17 protein-coding genes are annotated in these 16,810 nt (G+C 71.7%); 6 read left to right on the top strand and 11 right to left on the bottom strand.

Going from position 1 to position 16,810, the window contains the following annotated elements:
- Positions 1-73: 73 nt before the first annotated feature.
- Complete coding sequence (fur, locus tag G3A44_RS12355; protein ID WP_163457828.1) at positions 74-559, top strand: ferric iron uptake transcriptional regulator; 486 nt, start codon at positions 74-76, stop codon at positions 557-559.
- Here the strand turns inward: fur and hprK are convergent.
- The 3 genes from hprK to hpf form a co-directional block, all read right to left on the bottom strand.
- Complete coding sequence (gene hprK / locus G3A44_RS12350) at positions 513-1,472, bottom strand: HPr(Ser) kinase/phosphatase (RefSeq protein WP_163457827.1); 960 nt, start codon at positions 1,470-1,472, stop codon at positions 513-515. The genes fur and hprK overlap by 47 nt on opposite strands.
- Positions 1,469-1,939 carry a PTS sugar transporter subunit IIA gene (locus G3A44_RS12345; protein WP_163457826.1) on the bottom strand — a complete coding sequence of 157 codons (471 nt, stop codon included), beginning with the start codon at positions 1,937-1,939 and terminating at the stop codon, positions 1,469-1,471. The genes hprK and G3A44_RS12345 overlap by 4 nt, the downstream gene beginning before the upstream one ends.
- Before the next feature lie 242 nt (positions 1,940-2,181).
- Entirely contained in the window at positions 2,182-2,526 is a 345-nt protein-coding gene (hpf, locus tag G3A44_RS12340; RefSeq protein ID WP_163457825.1) for a ribosome hibernation-promoting factor, HPF/YfiA family, read from the bottom strand.
- Between the two features lie 479 nt (positions 2,527-3,005).
- Between hpf and G3A44_RS12335 the strand changes: the two genes are divergently transcribed.
- From G3A44_RS12335 to G3A44_RS12315, 5 genes are all read left to right on the top strand, one after another.
- On the top strand, positions 3,006-4,157 hold the full coding sequence (locus tag G3A44_RS12335; protein WP_163457824.1) for a HAMP domain-containing histidine kinase: 1,152 nt from the start codon (positions 3,006-3,008) through the stop codon (positions 4,155-4,157).
- Positions 4,158-4,226: 69 nt separating this feature from the next.
- Positions 4,227-4,601: a response regulator transcription factor gene (locus G3A44_RS12330; RefSeq protein ID WP_163457823.1), complete on the top strand. Its 375-nt coding sequence runs from the start codon at positions 4,227-4,229 to the stop codon at positions 4,599-4,601.
- A 17-nt stretch (positions 4,602-4,618) separates the two neighbouring features.
- The gene (locus tag G3A44_RS12325; RefSeq protein ID WP_310734367.1) at positions 4,619-7,237 is read left to right on the top strand and encodes a PAS domain S-box protein; all 2,619 of its coding nucleotides are present in this window, start codon (positions 4,619-4,621) and stop codon (positions 7,235-7,237) included.
- Between the two features lie 299 nt (positions 7,238-7,536).
- Positions 7,537-8,511 carry a magnesium/cobalt transporter CorA gene (gene corA, locus G3A44_RS12320; RefSeq protein ID WP_163457822.1) on the top strand — a complete coding sequence of 325 codons (975 nt, stop codon included), beginning with the start codon at positions 7,537-7,539 and terminating at the stop codon, positions 8,509-8,511.
- Positions 8,508-9,230, top strand: coding sequence for an HAD family hydrolase (locus G3A44_RS12315; RefSeq protein ID WP_163457821.1), 723 nt, complete (start codon positions 8,508-8,510; stop codon positions 9,228-9,230). Before corA ends, G3A44_RS12315 begins: the two co-directional genes overlap by 4 nt.
- Before the next feature lie 16 nt (positions 9,231-9,246).
- On the opposite strand, the gene G3A44_RS12310 is transcribed toward G3A44_RS12315, so the two are convergent.
- Genes G3A44_RS12310 through G3A44_RS12275 form a run of 8 tightly spaced genes read right to left on the bottom strand, consistent with a single transcriptional unit; the run spans position 9,247 to position 16,675 of the window.
- On the bottom strand, positions 9,247-9,699 hold the full coding sequence (locus G3A44_RS12310; protein WP_163457820.1) for a nuclear transport factor 2 family protein: 453 nt from the start codon (positions 9,697-9,699) through the stop codon (positions 9,247-9,249).
- Positions 9,700-9,731: 32 nt separating this feature from the next.
- Positions 9,732-10,517, bottom strand: a complete 786-nt coding sequence (locus G3A44_RS12305) for an SDR family NAD(P)-dependent oxidoreductase (RefSeq protein ID WP_163457819.1) — start codon at positions 10,515-10,517, stop codon at positions 9,732-9,734.
- A 35-nt stretch (positions 10,518-10,552) separates the two neighbouring features.
- Entirely contained in the window at positions 10,553-11,179 is a 627-nt protein-coding gene (locus G3A44_RS12300; protein WP_163457818.1) for a DUF3833 domain-containing protein, read from the bottom strand.
- On the bottom strand, positions 11,176-12,552 hold the full coding sequence (locus G3A44_RS12295) for an MFS transporter (protein ID WP_163457817.1): 1,377 nt from the start codon (positions 12,550-12,552) through the stop codon (positions 11,176-11,178). Before G3A44_RS12295 ends, G3A44_RS12300 begins: the two co-directional genes overlap by 4 nt.
- Positions 12,549-13,196 (bottom strand): chalcone isomerase family protein, encoded by a 648-nt coding sequence (locus G3A44_RS12290; protein WP_163457816.1) that lies wholly within the window; start codon positions 13,194-13,196, stop codon positions 12,549-12,551. Before G3A44_RS12290 ends, G3A44_RS12295 begins: the two co-directional genes overlap by 4 nt.
- 15 nt (positions 13,197-13,211) lie before the next feature.
- The gene (locus G3A44_RS12285; RefSeq protein WP_203561392.1) at positions 13,212-14,441 is read right to left on the bottom strand and encodes an SAM-dependent methyltransferase; all 1,230 of its coding nucleotides are present in this window, start codon (positions 14,439-14,441) and stop codon (positions 13,212-13,214) included.
- A 44-nt stretch (positions 14,442-14,485) separates the two neighbouring features.
- A complete protein-coding gene (locus G3A44_RS12280) occupies positions 14,486-15,316 on the bottom strand; it encodes a DUF1365 domain-containing protein (protein ID WP_163457815.1) in 831 nt (276 codons plus the stop codon).
- A gap of 15 nt (positions 15,317-15,331) precedes the next feature.
- The gene (locus tag G3A44_RS12275) at positions 15,332-16,675 is read right to left on the bottom strand and encodes an NAD(P)/FAD-dependent oxidoreductase (protein ID WP_163457814.1); all 1,344 of its coding nucleotides are present in this window, start codon (positions 16,673-16,675) and stop codon (positions 15,332-15,334) included.
- Positions 16,676-16,810 lie beyond the last annotated feature (135 nt).

Here is a 16,810-nt window from a genome sequence, read left to right as displayed (position 1 = left end):
GCGCCAGCGGGCGCTGGCTATCATTGGAGGATTCTAGCGGGCCCCTCTGGTCCGCCTGGATGAGGAAGACAGCATGACCCAGGTCGAAGAACTCAAGAGCAGCGGCCTCAAGGCCACGCTGCCGCGCATCCGGATTCTGGAGGTCTTCCAGAAGGCCAGCCTGCGGCACATGACGGCCGAAGACGTCTTCAAGGCCCTTCTGGCCGACGGTTCGGACATCGGTCTGGCCACGGTCTACCGGGTGCTGATGCAGTTTGAGCAGGCCGGCATCCTTACCCGCAGCCATTTCGAGTCGGGCAAGTCGGTGTTTGAGCTCAATGAGGGCCACCACCATGACCACCTGGTCTGCATGAGCTGCGGGCGGGTCGAGGAGTTCTTCGATCCCGAGATCGAGGCGCGTCAGCGCGCCATTGCCCAGGACAAGGGCTTCACCTTGCGCGACCATGCGCTGGCGCTCTATGCCCAGTGCATCAAGCCCGACTGCGAGCACCGCGGCAACGGCCCCGGCGGGGTCAGGACTCCCGGCCAGACTCCATGGCCGCCTGGTGGCGGGCAATGAACTCCTGGTAGGTGTCGATGCCGCGCAACTGCAGGATGGTGTTGCGCACCGCGGCTTCCACCAGCACCGCCAGGTTGCGGCCGGCGTCCACCGCAATGACGACCTTGCGTACCGGGATGCCCAGGATTTCCTCGTAGAGGGGCTCGTAGGGCAGGCGCTCGAAGTCGCGCTCCATCGTCTCCTTGCGCACCAGATGGACGATGAGCTTCAGGCGCATCTTGCGGCGCACCGCGGTCTCGCCAAAGATGGCCTTGATGTCCAGCAGGCCGATACCGCGCACTTCCAGCAGGTTGAGCAGCAATTCCGGGCAACGGCCCTCCAGCGTGCTCTGCGAGACGCGGTAGAGGTCCACCGCGTCGTCGGCCACCAGGCCGTGGCCACGTGAGATCAGCTCCAGGCCCAGTTCGCTCTTGCCCAGGCCGGACTCGCCGGTGAGCATGACGCCCAGCCCCAGGATGTCCATGAAGACGCCATGGCGGGTGGTGCGCTCGGCAAAGAGTTGGCCCAGGTAGGAGCGCACCACGTCGATGACGTGGCCCGCGGAGTGGGTGGTGGTGAACAGCGGGATCTCGGCCCGGTCGCACATGGCCACCAGCCGCTCAGGCGGGCGCTGGTCGTCGGCCACGATGATGACCGGTGGCTCCAGGGTGACGATGCGCTGGATGCGCCGCTCCTGGACCTCGGGGGCCACGCTGGCGTTGAGGTAATCCACCTCCCGCCGTCCCACCAGCTGCACCCGATAGGGGTGGATGTAGTTGAGGTAGCCCACCAGGTCGGCCGCGGAGCGGGCGTCGCGCACCGCCGCTTCGTCGAAGCGGCGCTCAGGATGGCCGTGGCCGGCGATCCACTCCCAGCGCAGCGCGGGCTGGTGTTCCTCGAACAGCGCTTCGGCGCTGATGGAGCTGGGTTTCACGCCACCGACTTCAAGGGTTCCCAGCCTTCGATCAGCCGGTGCACGGCGGCGGCGTCGGACTCGGTTTTGAGTTTTTCGCGCAGCTCGCGGTCGGACAGCAGCTCGGCGATCTCGGAGAGGATCTCCAAGTGGCGCTGCGTGGCCGCCTCGGGCACCAGCAGGAAGATCAGCAGGCTGACGGCCTCGTCGTCCGGGGCGTCAAAAGGGATGGGGTTCTGCAGTCGCACCACCGCGGCCAGCGGATTCTTCAGGCCCTTGACTCGACCGTGCGGCACGGCCACGCCGTGACCCAGGCCGGTGGAGCCCAGGCGTTCACGGGCGAACAGGTTGTCCGTCACCGTGGCACGTGCGATGGCGTGCTGGTTCTCGAAGAGCAGGCCAGCCTGCTCGAACACCCGTTTCTTGCTGGTCGCATCCACGTTCACCAGCACATTGGCGGCTGGCAGGATGGTGGCGAGGCGGTTCATGGCAAGCGATCTCCGACATCAAGCCCGGCAGGGACCGGGCACAAGCGCCTGGACAACGGCCGACAGGGAGGCGGATTATAGGAATCGGCGCCAAGCCCCGTGCGGACCTCTCTCCACCGCGCAGTCGCCGACGGGACGGCTTTGTCTCCCCAGGACAACGACCGGGGGCCATGAACGAGATCGGCGGCCCAGGGGCCGCCGATGCAGGTCAGCAGGCCTGCCGGCCCACCGGGGGGCACACGTCAGAGTGCGGCGCCCATCTCCTGGCGCTTGACCGCCTCGTGGTGATGGTCCTGCAGACGGTCCTTGTGGCGCACCACCTGGCGGTCCAGCTTGTCCATGAGCTGGTCGATGGCCGCGTACAGGTCCTCATGGGACTGTTCCACGAAGATGTCCTTGCCCTTCATGTGCAACGTCACTTCAGCCTTCTGGCGTCGTTCCTTCTCCTTGAGCTTCTCCACCGTCAGCAGGACGTTGACATCCACCACTTGATCGAAATGCCGGGTGACGCGCTCCAGCTTGTTGCGAACGTGTTCGCGCAGGGCCGGGGTCACTTCCAGGTGATGTCCGCTGATCGTCAGGTTCATCGAGCGCTCCTATCAGTCAAGGGTACTTCGGCGGGCGCCGGGGCCCGCCCGGCCCGGGGTGTGAAGTCGCCGCCGGGTTGATTCCAGTGTGCACAGCCGTCCTGGCTTTGACAAGCATGTTCACCAGCCCATTCCCGGTCTAGACTTCACGGATTGCCCGGACCCTGCGCACAAGCATGAAAGGGGTGTGACAACTGCCGCAAACCACGTTGGCGGGTCTGTTTGCCCCGGGTACTCCCTGATTCAAGCCGCCGAATGTCCTGGCGGCGCATGCGGGCTTTCAGGGCATTCCACCGCCAGGGTCTGGCGCCAGGTCACACCTGCTCACCTTGAGACGAGCCGGCCCAGCCGCGTGCAGGGTTTTCAAGGGGTCGGGCTTCAGGATCGCGTGAATCCGCCGATACCGTGCAAGAGCGAAGAGTCCTTCAGGCGCCGCGGGGCGGCGACGGTGGACCTGCGCGGTGCGGGAGACACGGAGCATGAACGCGAGCCTATCGGAGCTGCTGGAGAACCTCAGGCAAGGCCTGCTGTGGGTGGGCAAGGACGGCCTGGTGCGCCACCTCAACAGCCAGGCGGGCCAACTCACCGGGCTGGCCGTGGGGCGGCGGGTGTTCGATCCCGACCTGGCGCGCACCATTGCCGAGGTGGTCAGCCGCCAGGCGCCCAAACTGGTGAATTCGGTCGGGGTGGCTGCGGTGGCCGGCCAGGCGCCCCTGGAGCTGGCCTGCCGGGTCATTCCCGGGCTGACCAAGGACGACGCCTTTGTGCTGATCCGCGGCGGCGAGGACGATGCCGAGGGGGGGGCCGCCTTTGACAACCTGATGATGGTCATCAAGGAGGACCTGCGCGATCCCTTGCGGGAGGCGCAGCTCAGCCTGGGGGTGGCGGTGGACCAGGGGGACCGCGTGGCCATGGCCACGCTGGCTGACCGGCTGGAGAGCACCCTGCGCACCTTGGACAAGCTGGTGGACCTGGCCTCGATCTGGGGCTCCGAGGCCCTGCTGTCCACCGATCGCATCGAGCTGTGGCCGCTGCTGCAGAAGGTCTGGGGTGAGGTGGAGCCGCTGGCGCTGGACCGCGGCATCACCGCCCGCTTCCGCGCCCAGGGCGGGGTGCAGAGCCTGTCCACCCTGTATGGCAGCGAGATGTGGCTGGGCCGCGTCTTCCGCGAGTGCCTGGAGTCTGCGGTGCGTGGTGCCCCCAAGGGGGCGCAGTTGGAGATCGAGCATCGCCAGATGGGCCCGCGGGCGCTGATCATCTTCCGCGACTGCGGGGTGTTTGCCCGCAAGCCGGTGGATGCCGTGCCCATGGGGGCGGCGCCGGTGGCCGCCGCTGCCGCACGCCCCGGGGCGCCGCGGCCTGCCGCCACGCCCCCCGCGGCCCCGGCACCCCGGCGCCATGCGCGCGAGGAGATCGGCCTCAAGCTCTGCCAGCACATCATCGCCCTGCACGGCGGCCAGCTGCGCGAGGAGGACGAGGACGGCCTGCGCAACTTCCTCATCGACCTGCCCACGGGCGCGCCGTTCCGCACCGACACCAGCCAGCTCGACATTGCCCAGGCCCAGCAGTACGCCAAGGACCTGGCCGCGCTGATGGCCCGCTCCCGCAAGCGCGCCGCCGCCAGCACCTGATGAGTCCGGCGGGCGCAGGCGCGTCCGCCGCCAACCCCGACCTGAACCCGAGACCCTGGGAGACCGCAGATGAAACGCATCCTGATCGTCGAAGACCAGCCTGACATCCGCAAGCTGATCCGCATGACGCTGGAGTTCGAGAACTACGAGATCCACGAGGCGGCTGACGGCGCCTTCGGCCTGCGCATGGCCAGCGCCATCCAGCCCGACCTGATGCTGCTGGACGTGATGATGCCCGGCGAGCTCGATGGCCTGCAGGTCTGCCAGCGCATCAAGAACGACCCGGCGCTCAAGTCCGTCAAGATCGTGCTGCTGACCGCCCGCGGGCAGCAGAAGGACCGCGAAGCCGGTGCCGCCGCCGGTGCTGACGAGTACCTGGTCAAGCCCTTCAGCCCACTGCAGCTCATTGAGACGCTGGAGCGGCTGGTGGACACCCCCGTCTGAGCGCGGACCGTCCGACCGTGGACACCCGACTGGCGTTGCGCCGCGCGCTTTGGCCGGCGCGCCTGCCCGACCAGATGATGGCCGCCCTGGTCCTGGTGGGGCTGGTGTCGGTGCTGCTGCTCTACGCCTTCTCGGCCTGGCGGTTGGAACGCGAGGCTGAGGAGCGTGGCTCCACCCTGGCCCGTGAGCGGCTCCAGACCCTGGTCCAGCGCAGCCAGTTTGACCTGCGCGCGGGCCAGTTGGAGGCGGTGGCGGCGCGCCTGGCGGAGCAGGCCCAGGCGCCGGGGGTGGTGCGGCTGGACGTCTGGGACGCCCAGGGGCGGCCCTGGATGAGCTTCATGCCGGCGGGCGACCAGGTGCAGGTGGTCAGTCGGCCGCAGCATCTGGAGACCGTGCCTGCCGGGGAGGCGCAAGGTGTGCGCCGCGACGCCTCCGGCCACTACCAAGCCTGGACGGTGCTGGCCTCGGACGGCCGTGGTGGCGCCGGCCTGCGCCTGTCCCTGCATCTGGATGCCTCACCGCACCTCGAGCCGCTGGACCGGTTGCGGGACCATATTTTCTTCGCCCTGGTGCTGGTTTCGGGTCTGGCCGCCGTGTGGCTGGGGGGCTGGCTGCACCTGCTGGTGCGGCCCCTGCACCGGCTGGTGCAGACGGCCACCGCCCCGGGCGAGGATGCCGCCCAGGGGCCGCCGGCCGATTCCGGCTGTGCCGAGGTCGACGAGCTGGCCCGCGCGCTGCGGGGCCGGCTGGACACCCTGCACCGCCAGCACGAGGCCCTGCAGCAGGCCGAGGCCCGCACCTCGCTGGTGATCCACGCCGCACCCGACGCGCTCATGGGGTTGGACGACCGCGGGGCGGTCACGCTGGTCAACCACGCCGTCACGTCGGTCTTCGGCTGCACCGAGGAGCAGATCGTCGGTCAGCCCCTGGCCCGCCTGCTGCCCGGCATGGATGCCGCCGAGATCGAGCGCGTCACCCTGGGCGGCCTGTTCATGCGGTCCAGCCAGTCGCATCTGGCGCGGCTGGAGTTGACGGCCCGTCGCCATGACGGCACCGAGTTCCCGGCCGAGGCCTCGCTCTCCCGGGTGGTCACGCCCGAAGGGCCGCGCTATGCCTGCGTGGTGCGCGACCTGACCGAGCAGCGCATGACCATGGGCATGCTGGAGCTCTACAACCGGGCGCTGGAGTGCACCACCAACGGCATCGTCATCTCCGACATGTCGCTGCCGGGCGAGCCCATCTTCTACGCCAACCCGGCTTTCACCCGCATCACCGGCTACCAGCCCTGGGAGGCCATCGGCAAGAAGTGCGGCGACCTGCTGCTGGCGCAGGACCGCCAGCAACCCGAGATCGAACAGGTGCGCCGAGCCCTGGCCGCCCAGGAGGCGGTGACCGTGGTGCTGCGCAACTACCGCAAGGACGGCAGCCTGTTCTTCAACGAGCTGGCCCTGGCGCCGGTGCGTGCCTCCGATGGCTCCGTGCGCCACTATGTCGGCATCCAGACCGATGTCAGCGAGCGGGAGCGGTCCCGGCTGGCGCTGGCTGAGCGCAACGCCCGGCTCAATGCGGTCTTCGACCTCAGCCCGGACGGCTATGCGGTGTTCGACCGTGAGGGGCAGCTGGTGTTTGCCAACCAGGCCCTGCTGCGCATGACCGGCTGGGAGCCCCACACGGTGGCTGCTGGCATGAGCCTGGCCGAGTTCGACGCCCGTTTCGGGGCACAGTGCGACCCGGCCCGCCCCTGGCGCCCGCTGGCCGGCCTGCTGACCTGCGGGGTGGGCAGTTACGACACCGACGACCTGGTGGAGGTGCAGAGCCCGCAACGCCTGACCCTCACCCGCCTGGCGCGGCTGAACATCGACGGCCGCGGCGAGTCCATCCTCTACTTCCGCGACGTGACCCGCGAGATGGAGGTCGACCGCATGAAGAGCGAGTTCCTGACCACCGCGGCGCATGAGCTGCGCACCCCCATGGTCAGCGTGTTCGGCTTTACCGAGTTGCTGCTCAACCGGCCGGTGCCGGAGGCGCGCCGGCGCGATGTGCTGGAGACCATCCACCGCCAGGCCTCGCTGCTCATCAGCATGGTCAATGAGCTGCTGGACCTGGCCCGCATCGAGGCCCGCCAGGGCAAGGACCTCAAGCGCGAGCCCTTGCGCCTGGCCCCGGTGCTGGAGCAGGCGGTGCAGAGCTTCATGGTCCACGGGGATCCCCGCAAGGTGGTGATGGAGGTGCGCCACCCCGAGGCCTTGCTGCTGCTGGACCCGGAGAAGACCCACCGGGCGTTGACCAATGTGGTCAGCAATGCCTTCAAGTACTCGCCGCAAGGCGGTGAGATCCGCCTGAGTACGCTCGACGGCGAGGTCCAAGGCGAGCCCGCCGTCGGCGTGCGCGTGTCAGACCAGGGCATTGGCATGACACCGGCGCAGCTGGCCCGGGTGTTCGAGCGCTTCTACCGTGCCGACCCTTCGGGCAACATCCCCGGCACCGGATTGGGCATGTCCCTGGTCAAGGAGATCACCGAGCTGCAGGGCGGCCGGGTTGAGGTGCAGAGCGCGCCCGGTGTGGGCACCGAGGTGACGCTGTGGTTTCCGCTGATGGGTCAGGACGCGGCGGCCCGCACCGCCGCGCTGGGTTGAGCCGGCGGCCAAAGGCCCGCCGCCAGGGCGGAGCCTGGGCGATAATCCGCGGGTTGGAACTGCTTGTGAGTCAAGCCTTGGACACGTCGCCTAGTCGGTGACCGTCCCGACCCCAACCAAGCCTCCAGGCGACCCCGGCCCCGGCCGGACAGCGGTCGCCCCAGACGCCCCCGGTCCCAGGCCGCGGCGGCGGGGTACGGTGTGGAGCGGGACGGTCACGCCCTCCCGCCCTTTTCGCCCGCCCCGTTTGCGGCGCCAGCACTTTGCTTGGTGCTGCGCGCCCCGTTGCCCCGCGCGTCATGCTCAACGTCTTCACCCTCGACAAGGGCCGCCTCAGCGGCCGGCTGATCCAGCACGAGATCGATCAACCCGCCGAACTGGCCGGCCTGCAGCCGGTATGGGTGGACCTGGAGTCCCCCAGCCCCGAAGAGATCGGCTGGATCGCCTCGCGCTTTGGCCTGCTGATCCCCAACGACATCGTCGACGAGGACCTGGAGGAATCCGCCCGGTTCTACGAGGAGGACAACGGCGAGCTGCACATCCGCTCGGACTTCCTGATCGACGACGACGTCACCCCGCGCAACGTGCGCGTGGCCTTCATCCTGTTCAACAACGTCCTGTTCTCGGTGCACGGGGAGGACCTGCCGGTGTTCCGCCTGCTGCGCCTGCGCGCCCGGCGCATCCCTGCGCTGATCGAGGACGCCAAGGACGTGCTGCTCAAGCTCTACGACGCCGATGCCGAGTACTCCGCCGACGCGCTGGAGGGCATCTACGACGCGCTGGAGAAGGTCTCGGCCCGGGTGCTCAAGCATGACGTGGACGACACCGCCGCGGCCGAGGCCCTGTCGGCCATCGCCAAGGAGGAAGACCTGAACGGCCGCATCCGCCGCAACGTGATGGACACGCGCCGCGCGGTCAGCTTCATGATGCGCAGTCGCATGCTGAGTGCCGACCAGTTTGAGGAGGCGCGGCAGATCCTGCGCGACATCGACTCGCTCGACAGCCACACGGCCTTCCTCTTTGACAAGATCAACTTCCTGATGGACGCCACCGTGGGCTTCATCAACATCAACCAGAACAAGATCATCAAGATCTTCTCGGTGGCGTCGGTGGCGCTGCTGCCGCCCACGCTGATCGCCAGCGTCTACGGCATGAACTTCCAGCACATGCCCGAGCTCAGCCAGACCTGGGGCTACCCCTTCGCCCTGGGCCTGATGGCCGCCTCGGTGGCAGCGCCGCTGTATTACTTCCGTCGCAAGGGCTGGATGAAATGAGCGCCCTGGCCGGACTGCGCGCGGTGCGCGCCCTCACCCTGGACCTGGACGACACCCTGTGGCCGGTCTGGCCGGCCATCGACCGGGCCGAGGTCGTGCTGCACGACTGGCTGCGCACCCATGCGCCGGCCACCGCCGCCGCCTTTGACGGCCCGCCGGCGTTGCGCGCCGTGCGTGAGCAGGTGGGGCGCGATCACCCTGAGCACGCGCACGACCTGTCGTGGCTGCGGCTGGAGAGTATCCGCCGGGCGCTGGCCCGGGCCGGGGACGACCCGGCCCTGGCCGCGCCGGCCTTCGCGCTGTTCATGGACCACCGCCAGCGCGTGGACCTGTACCCCGATGTGCCCGCCGCGCTGGCCGCGCTGTCGGCGCGATTCCCCATCCTGGCGCTGACCAACGGCAACGCCGATCTGGTCCGCATCGGCCTGGGGGCGCACTTCGTGGGCAGCCTGGGCGCCCGGGACTTTGGCGTGGGCAAGCCCGATCCGCGCTTCTTTGCCGCCGCCTGCACCCGCCTGGGCTGCGCGCCTCAGGAAGTGCTGCACATCGGCGACGACTGGCGCCTGGATGTGGAAGGTGCCCGCGCCGCCGGCCTGTTCACCGCCTGGGTGCGCCGTCCCGGCCACCCGGACCGGCCGTCAGATGCCGCGCCCGCGGACCTGGAAATGGGCACGCTGGAGGCCCTGGTGCAGGCGCTGGACGCCGTGCGCGCCGCCTGAGCCCGGCCGACAGGCCTCAGCTCGCCAGGCGGCGCTGCAGCCAGCGCATCAGGCCGCCCAGCAGCGGCAGCTTGGCGTACAGCTCCTCGGCGGCGTCCCAGTAGTCGCGGTGCAGGTCGGCCCGGCCGTCGGCGGCCAGGTGCACATGGCTGGCACCGCGGAGGGTGAACGCCCGCCCGCGCAGGCGGAAGTGGAAGTGCCACAGCAGGCAGGTGTCCAGCCCCTGGGGCGGCAGCGGCAGCGCCACCTGCGCCGGAATGCGCTGGTGCACCTCAAAGCGCGGCGACTCCAGCCCCTCGAACATGTGGGCAAAGATGCGGCGGATGGCCGCCACGCCCTGTACCTCGTTGAACGGGTCCTTGAAGCGCGCCTCGGGCGTGTAGACCGTCTCCAGCCGGTCCAGGTCGGCGGGGGTCAGGCCGGTATAGAACGCGGCCAGCCGGGCCAGGGGGTCTTTCTCGTCGGCCATGGGGAGTCCGTCGGGGGCGGGGGAAGTGGGCCTCACAGCCCGGTGGCACCGCGCACCAGGCGCTCGTACCAGGGCGTCGGCAACAACGACAGGGCCTTGAGCCCCAGGGTGAAGCGTCGCGGGAATTGGATCTCGAAGTCCCCGCGCGCCCAGCCCGCCAGGATGGCCTGGGCCGCCTGCTCCGGGGTCAGCAGCGCCGGCATGTGGAAACCGTTCTGTGCCGTCAGCGGCGTGGCCACAAAGCCCGGGTTGATGAGCGAGACGCCCAGGCCCAACGGCGCCAAGTCCAGGTGCAGGCCCTGGGCCAGGTGGATCAGCGCTGCCTTGGTGGGGCCATAGGCCAGGGCCTGCGGCAGGGCCCGGTAGCCGGCCACGCTGGCCACCAGGCCCAGGTGGGCGGGCTGGCCGGCTTGGGCCTGGCGCCGCAGCGCCGGCAGCACCGCATCGATCAGGTGCAGGGCGCCGGTCTGGTTGACCGTCTGGTGGCGCAGCATCACCCCCAGGTCCCAGGCGGTGGCGCGCAGCGGCTGGTAGGTGCCGGCGCAGTACAGCACCAGGTCCAGGCGCCCCAGACGGTCCAGCACCCGGGCGGCGGCCTGGCGGCAATCGGCCAGCGAGGTGGCGTCCAGCGGCAGCGCCCAGGCCTGCGGCAGGCGCCGGGCCACGGCGTCCAGTGCGGGCGAGGGGCGGGCCGAGACCACCACCCAGGCACCGCGCGCATGCAGGGCCTCGGCCAGGGCGCGGCCGATGCCGGTGGAGGCGCCCACCAGCCAGACCACGCGGCCGCGCCAGTCCCGGATCGGAGGGTTCATGGGCATGGGATGCTCCCAGGTTGCGGGGCTTGGGTGGCGGGTCAGGGCTTGTGGAAGGCCAGCGTGACCTCCCCCAGGCGCAGCCCGAACTTGCTCATCACCGCCTTGTTGAGCATCACCTGGCGGTCCATCAGGTACATCCAGTCGTCGAACTGCACCTCCCAGACCCGGCCGTCGACCGGCAGGGCCAGGGTGTAGCGCCAGTTCAGGGCGTTGCCGGCGGCCTGGCCCTGGGCGGTGCCCACCACGTCGTCGGCCGTGCCGGTGTAGCGGCCGTCCGGGCCGCGCACCAGGCGCCAGACGCGGCGCTGGCGTTCGCCGTCGCTGTAGAGGAAGTCCTCCTCCAGCACGCCCTGGTCGCCCTGCCAGCGGCCCACCATGTCGACCCGGAAGCGGCGCACCACGCGGCCGCTGCGGTCGGTGAACACGCCGTGGGCCACCAGCGGGCCGTTGAAGTACTCGCGCAGGTCCAACGCGGGCGTTTGGCCGGCGTAGTCGGCCGGGGTGGGGCCGGCGCAGCCAGCCAGGCCGGCGGCCAGGGCCAGCGCCGCCCCCAGGCGCAGCAATTGGGTGCGGCGACCGTACAAGGGGCGGCCGACCAGGCCGGGCGCGGAGGACTCGGGCGCGGGCCGTGAGGGCCCTGTGAGGCGGGGGCGGCGTGGGGTCATGGGGTCACCGGCGGGGGAGGTGGGAGGGTGGGGACGGCGGGCGGGCGGGGCTCGGGGCCCAGCCAGTGCGGCAGGGCCAGGGCCAAGGCGGCCTTGAGGGCGCAGGGCAGACCGGCATAGGCCAGCAGCAGAGGGCTCCAGGGCTGGGTGTCGGGCTGACCTGGCTGGTAGCCGCCGGCCTCCAGCAGGGGCAGCGCCAGCCCGGCGGCCAGGGCCAGGTTGAGTTTCGTGACCAGGGCCCACCAGCCCAGGGCGGTGCCGGCGTCCAGCGCCGACCGGCCCGGCCCCGGCGGGGCCTGCACCCAACCGGCCAGCAGGGCCGGCGGCGCGGCCAGGTCCGCCCCCAGGGCGGCGCCGGTGGCCAAGCAGACGGCGGCAAAGGCCGCCACATCGCCCTGGCCCAGGCCCAGGGTGCCCAGGAAGGCGGCCACCGCCAGGCCCATGCCCGCGCGCCAGACCGGCACCAGACCCCAGCGCGCCACCGCCCGCACCCACAGCGGCAGGGAGACGGCGGCGGCCAGGAAGTAGGCGCCCAGCAGCGCCGGGGCGGCGGCCGGGGCCTGCAGCCGGTCGTTGACGAAGAACAGGAACAGCGTGGCCGGGATGGCGCTGGCCACGCCGTTGACGGCGTAGGCGGCCAGCAGGCGCCGGAAGCCGCGGCCCGCGGGCAGGCTCCAGCGCCAGCCGTGGGCCGCGGCCTCCCCGGCGGGCAGGACGCGTGACGGCATGGAAGGCAGGGGCCGCGGGGCGCCCACCCGTGCCGCCCACAAGGCCAGGGCCAGACCCGACGCCAGGACGACCAGGGTGACCGGCCAGCCGGCCAGGGCAGGCAAGAGGCTGGCGGTCAGCACGCCGGCCAGGGCCAGGCCCTCGCGCCAGGCCACCCAGCGGGCGCGGGTGGCCTCATCGCCGGGCAGGCGGGCGCCCCAGGCCTGGTGCAGCAGGGTCAGGCCGCTGTAGCCGACGGTGCAGGCGGCCAGGGCCAGGGCGGTGGCCACCACGGTGGCCCAGGGGCCGCCCCAGGCGCCGGCGGGGGGCAGGAACAGCGCGGCCAGCCCGCCCAGCAGCAGGGCGGTGCCCGCGCCCACCGGTGCCTGCAGCGGGCGCAGCGCGCGGGGGCCGGCGGGGTGGTGCAGGGCGGCGTCCAGCCGCCGGCCCAGCCAGCGGCCCAGGGCGGGGTCCACCACCGCATCGGCCAGGCGCAACAGCAGCAGCAGCACGCCCAGGCTGGCCAGGGACAGTCCGTGCACCCGGGCATGGTGCTCGGGCAGCTGCACGTACAGCGGCAGGGCGACGAAGGCCAGGGGGGCGCCCAGGGCGCCATAGGCCAGGCCAGCGCGCCAGTGGGCCGTGGGGGGCGGCGGCAGGTTCACGCCCCGGCTCCCAGCAGCTGGCGCCGCAGCTCGGGCGCGCTGGTGTGCGGGGCCAGCCAGATGCCGAAGAAGCGGGCGGCGCCCTCGGCGTCAGGCCAGTCGGCCGTGGGGCGGCCGTTGTGCCAGAAGCGCGCGCCCTGGCCCGGCAGGTGCAGGCCGGTCAGGCGGTCGCCCTCGGCCACGTCGGGCAGGGCACGCACCAGGGCCTGGCGCCAGCGTGCCGTGAGTTCGGGGGGCATGGGGCCGCCGCGGGCCATCTCGTCGAGCGAGCGCTCGGCGATGCGCACGCCGGAGAGCGCACGTTGGTAGCGCAGGGCCAGCGCCAGGGGCTGACGCAGCGCGGCCTCGGCGGCCACGGGCTGGGGGGCCCAGAGTTCAATGTCATAGATCGCCAGGCCCAGCCAGCGAAAGCGGGCCTGGGACAGCCGCCGCGCCGACTGGGGCCAGGCGCCGGCCAGTTCGGGCCAGGGGGCGCCGGCCTCGGCGGTCCCGGAGGCGCTGACGGGCTGGGCGCGTGCGCTGCGGACCGGCCCCAGTGCGCCCAGGCCGGCCAGGGGGGCGCCGCCCAGCAGGGCGAGCAGGCGCCGGCGGTCGGCCTGGAGCACCGGGAGCGCACGGGCGGCGGCAGGGGTGGCGCGGGTCATGGGAGGGGATCCGGCTCAGTCGCGCACCAGGGTGAACTGCATGACGTTGCAGCTGCCTTCGTCAAACGCGGCCTCGCAGTAGGCCAGGTAGAACTCCCACAGCCGCAGGAAGCGCTCGTCGTAGCCCTGCTGGCGCACCTGCGCCTCCTGGGTGAGGAAGGCGTGGCGCCAGCGGCGCAGGGTCTCGGCGTAGTCGGGGCCGAAGGCCAGGCTGCGCTCCAGCCGCAAGCCGGCGCGCCGCGCGGCGGCCTCGAAGGCCGTCGGCGTGGGCAGCATGCCGCCGGGAAAGACGTACTGCTGGATGAAGTCGGTGCTGCGGCGGTAGCGGTCGAACAGGTCCTCGCGCAGGGTGATGCTCTGGATGCAGGCGCGGCCACCGGGCTTGAGGCAGCGCTGCAGGGTGGCGAAGTAGCCGGGCCAGTAGGCCTCGCCCACGGCCTCGAACATCTCGATGGAGACCAGGCCGTCAAAGCCCTGCTCGGGAATGTCGCGGTAGTCCTGCAGCCGCAGGTCGGCCTGGGCGGCCAGGCCTTGGCGGGCCAGGCGCTCCTGGGCAAAGGCCAGTTGTTCGGTGGACAGGGTGAGGCCGGTGAGGTGCAGGCCGCGGTCGCGGGTGGCGCACTCGGCCACGGCGCCCCAGCCGCAGCCGATCTCCAGCACCCGCTGGCCGGGCTGCAGCCGGCATTCGTCCAGCGCCCGGCGCATCTTGGCCTCCTGGGCCTGCTGCAGCGGCTGGCCCAGGTCCCCCTGGAACCAGGCGCTGGAGTAGTTCATCGACGGGTCCAGCCACAGGCGGTAGAAGGGGTTGCCCAGGTCATAGTGGGCCTGGATGTTGCGCCGGCTGCCGCGTTTGCTGTTGCGGTTGAGCCAGTGGCGCAGGCGGTGCAGCAGGCCGGCCCAGGGGCTGCCGTAGACGGCGCGCTCCAGCACGGTGCGGTTGGCCAGGGCCACGCGCAGCAGGGCCGCCAGGTCCGGGCTGCTCCAGCGGCCGGCCATGTAGGCCTCGCCAAAGCCCACGTCCCCGTGGCGCAGCACGTCCACGCAGACGCCCCAGTCCTTCAGGCGCAAGGCGGCCCGCGGGCCGGGCTGCGCGCCGGCGAAGTGCAGCTGGGTGCCGTCGGGGGCCTGCAGGTCCAGGCTGCCCACCTGCAGGCGGGCCAGCAGGGACAGCAGCGTGCGGGCGGTGGCCGGGGTGCCGGCGGGCAGGGCCAGGGCGGCGTGGGCGGGGTTCAACACGGTGGGCATGGCGGACGCTTTCAGGAAAGACGGGGCCGGCAAGGACGTGCGGCTCAGGGGCTGGCCGGTCGGCCGGGGGTGAGGGCCTGCGGCGGGGGCGCCGGCTTGCGGAAGAAGGGGACCCGCGAGCACCACAGCCGCAAGGCCTGCCAATGGATGCGGGCCACCACGCCCAGGGTCATCAGCGGCATGCGCCGCCAGACCTCCCGCTGGGCGGCGGCGCTCAGGGGCTGGAGCCGCCCGCTGACGCTGGTCAGCAGCAGCGGGCCCTGCTCGTCGTCGTGCTCGATGCGCACCACCGTGCGTGGCGCGGCGTCGGCGTGCAGGTCGGTGCGCAGGAAGCGGAAACGGTAGCCGCCGGCGACCCGGCAGAACGGCGAGACGTGGAAAACCTTCTGCGCCACCAGCTCGCGGCCCCAGGTCAGGGGGGCCTGCGGCGTGCCGGTCAGCAGGTAGCAGTGGCGCTCACCAAAGGTGTTGTTGACCTCGGCCACCACGGCGGCCAGGCTGCCGTCGGCCCGGTGGCAGTACCAGAAGGACACGGGCTTGAAGGTGTGGCCCAGCACCCGCGGGTAGCAGTGCAGCCAGATCTCGCCGTCGGCGTCGTGCACGCCTTCACGCGCCAGCAGGGCCTCCATCCAGGCCAGGGCGTCGGGGCCGCCGTCGCCATGGTCGGCGTCATGGAAGGCGATGGGCGCCCAGCGGTTGCGCGCCAGCGCCGGCCAGGGCTGGGCGCGCAGCCGCCGCAGCGGCAACAGCAGGAAGAAGGTGGGGTAGGCAAAGGCGTTGCGCACCGGCCGCAGCCGGGTGTGCCGGACCTCGCCCAGCCCCAGCAGCGGCGTGGGCGCGCTGAGCGCGGAAGAGGGGGCGGACGCGGGGCGCATGGGCCAACCTCGACGTCAGGCCGCCAGGGACAGGTGCGGGGCCGCGGCCCCGACACGCCACGCGCCGCGCAGGCCGTCCACCACCGCCTGGCCGGCCCGCAGCCCATCCTCATGGAAGCCGTAGCCGGTCCAGGCGCCGCAGAACCACACCTGGCGCTGCCCCTGGATCTCGTGCAGCCGGCGCTGGGCGGCCACCGCCGCCAGGTCAAAGACCGGGTGGGCGTAGGAGAACTCGGCATGCACCTGCGCCGGGTCCAGCGGCCGCACGGGGTTGAGCGAGACGATGACCGGCCGTGTCCAGGGCAGGGGCTGCAGGCGGTTGAGGAGGTAGTGCAGGCAGACGCGGGCCTGTTCGTCCTCGGCCCGGCTGGCACGCTCGTAGTTCCAGGCGGCCCAGGCCAGCGGGCGGCTGGGCAGCACCGAGGCGTCGGTGTGCAGCACCGCGCGGTTGGGCTGGGTGCGCAGCGCGCCCAGGATCTCGCGCTCGGCCGTGGTCGGGCGCTCCAGCAGGGCCAGGGCCTGGGGGCTGTGGCAGGCCAGCACCACCGCGTCGAAGCGCTCGCGTCCGTGGTCGGTCACCACCCACACGCCGCGGTCGGTGCTGTCGGGGGTGGGGGGTTGCACCGCCCGCACCGGTGTGGCCAGCCGGGCATCGGGCAGGCTGGCGAGCATGCGGCGCACATACTCGCGCGAGCCGCCGGCCACCGTGCGCCACTGCGGGCGGTCCTGCACCTGCAGCAGCCCGTGGTTGTGGCAGAAGCGGATCAGCGTGCCCACCGGGAACTGCAGCATCTGCTCCAGCGGGCAGGACCAGATGCAGGCGATCATGGGCAGCAGGTAGCCCTGCCGGAAGGCAGTGCCGAAACGGTGCCGGTCCAGGAACTCCTGCATGGGCTCGGCCAGCGCGGCATCCTCCCCGGCCAGGGCCAGGGCCGTGGTGAGCCGGTTGAAGCGCAGGATGTCGGCCAGCATGCCCCAGAAACGTGGCCGCAGCAGGTTGCCGCGCTGGGCAAAGACGGTGTTGAGGTCCGAGCCGCTCCACTCCAGCCCCTCGGCCGGTGCCTGCACCGAGAAGGACATGTCGGAGTCGGCCGTGGGCACCTGCAGCTGCTCGAACAGCCGGATCAGGCCTGGGTAGGTCCGCTGGTTGAAAACCAGGAAGCCGGTGTCCACGCCGTGGGTGACGCCGTCGAGCGTCAGGTCCACGGTGTTGGCATGGCCGCCGAAGTGGTGGCCGGCCTCCAGCAGGGTGACGTGGGTCTGGGGTTGCTCACGGCGCAGGTGCCAGGCGGCGCTCAGGCCGCTGATGCCGGCTCCCACCACGGCCACGCGGCGCGGCGGCTGGAAGGGGGCGTTCATGCGGTTGTCCTCCGGGGCGTGCGGCGCAGGCCGGAAGCCAGGCGCGGGGCGGAGGTGTCTGCGGAGCGGGGGGAAAAAAAGGAGGTCGCGCAGCGCCCTGAGGCCAACCAGGGAGGGAGGGAGGAGGAGGAAACA

Origin of the sequence: Ideonella livida (genome assembly GCF_010499455.1) — a bacterium.
GTDB lineage: Bacteria > Pseudomonadota > Gammaproteobacteria > Burkholderiales > Burkholderiaceae_C > Ideonella > Ideonella livida.
Note: the sequence above shows the minus strand (reverse complement) of the source record. Positions and strands in the feature narration are given on the sequence as shown.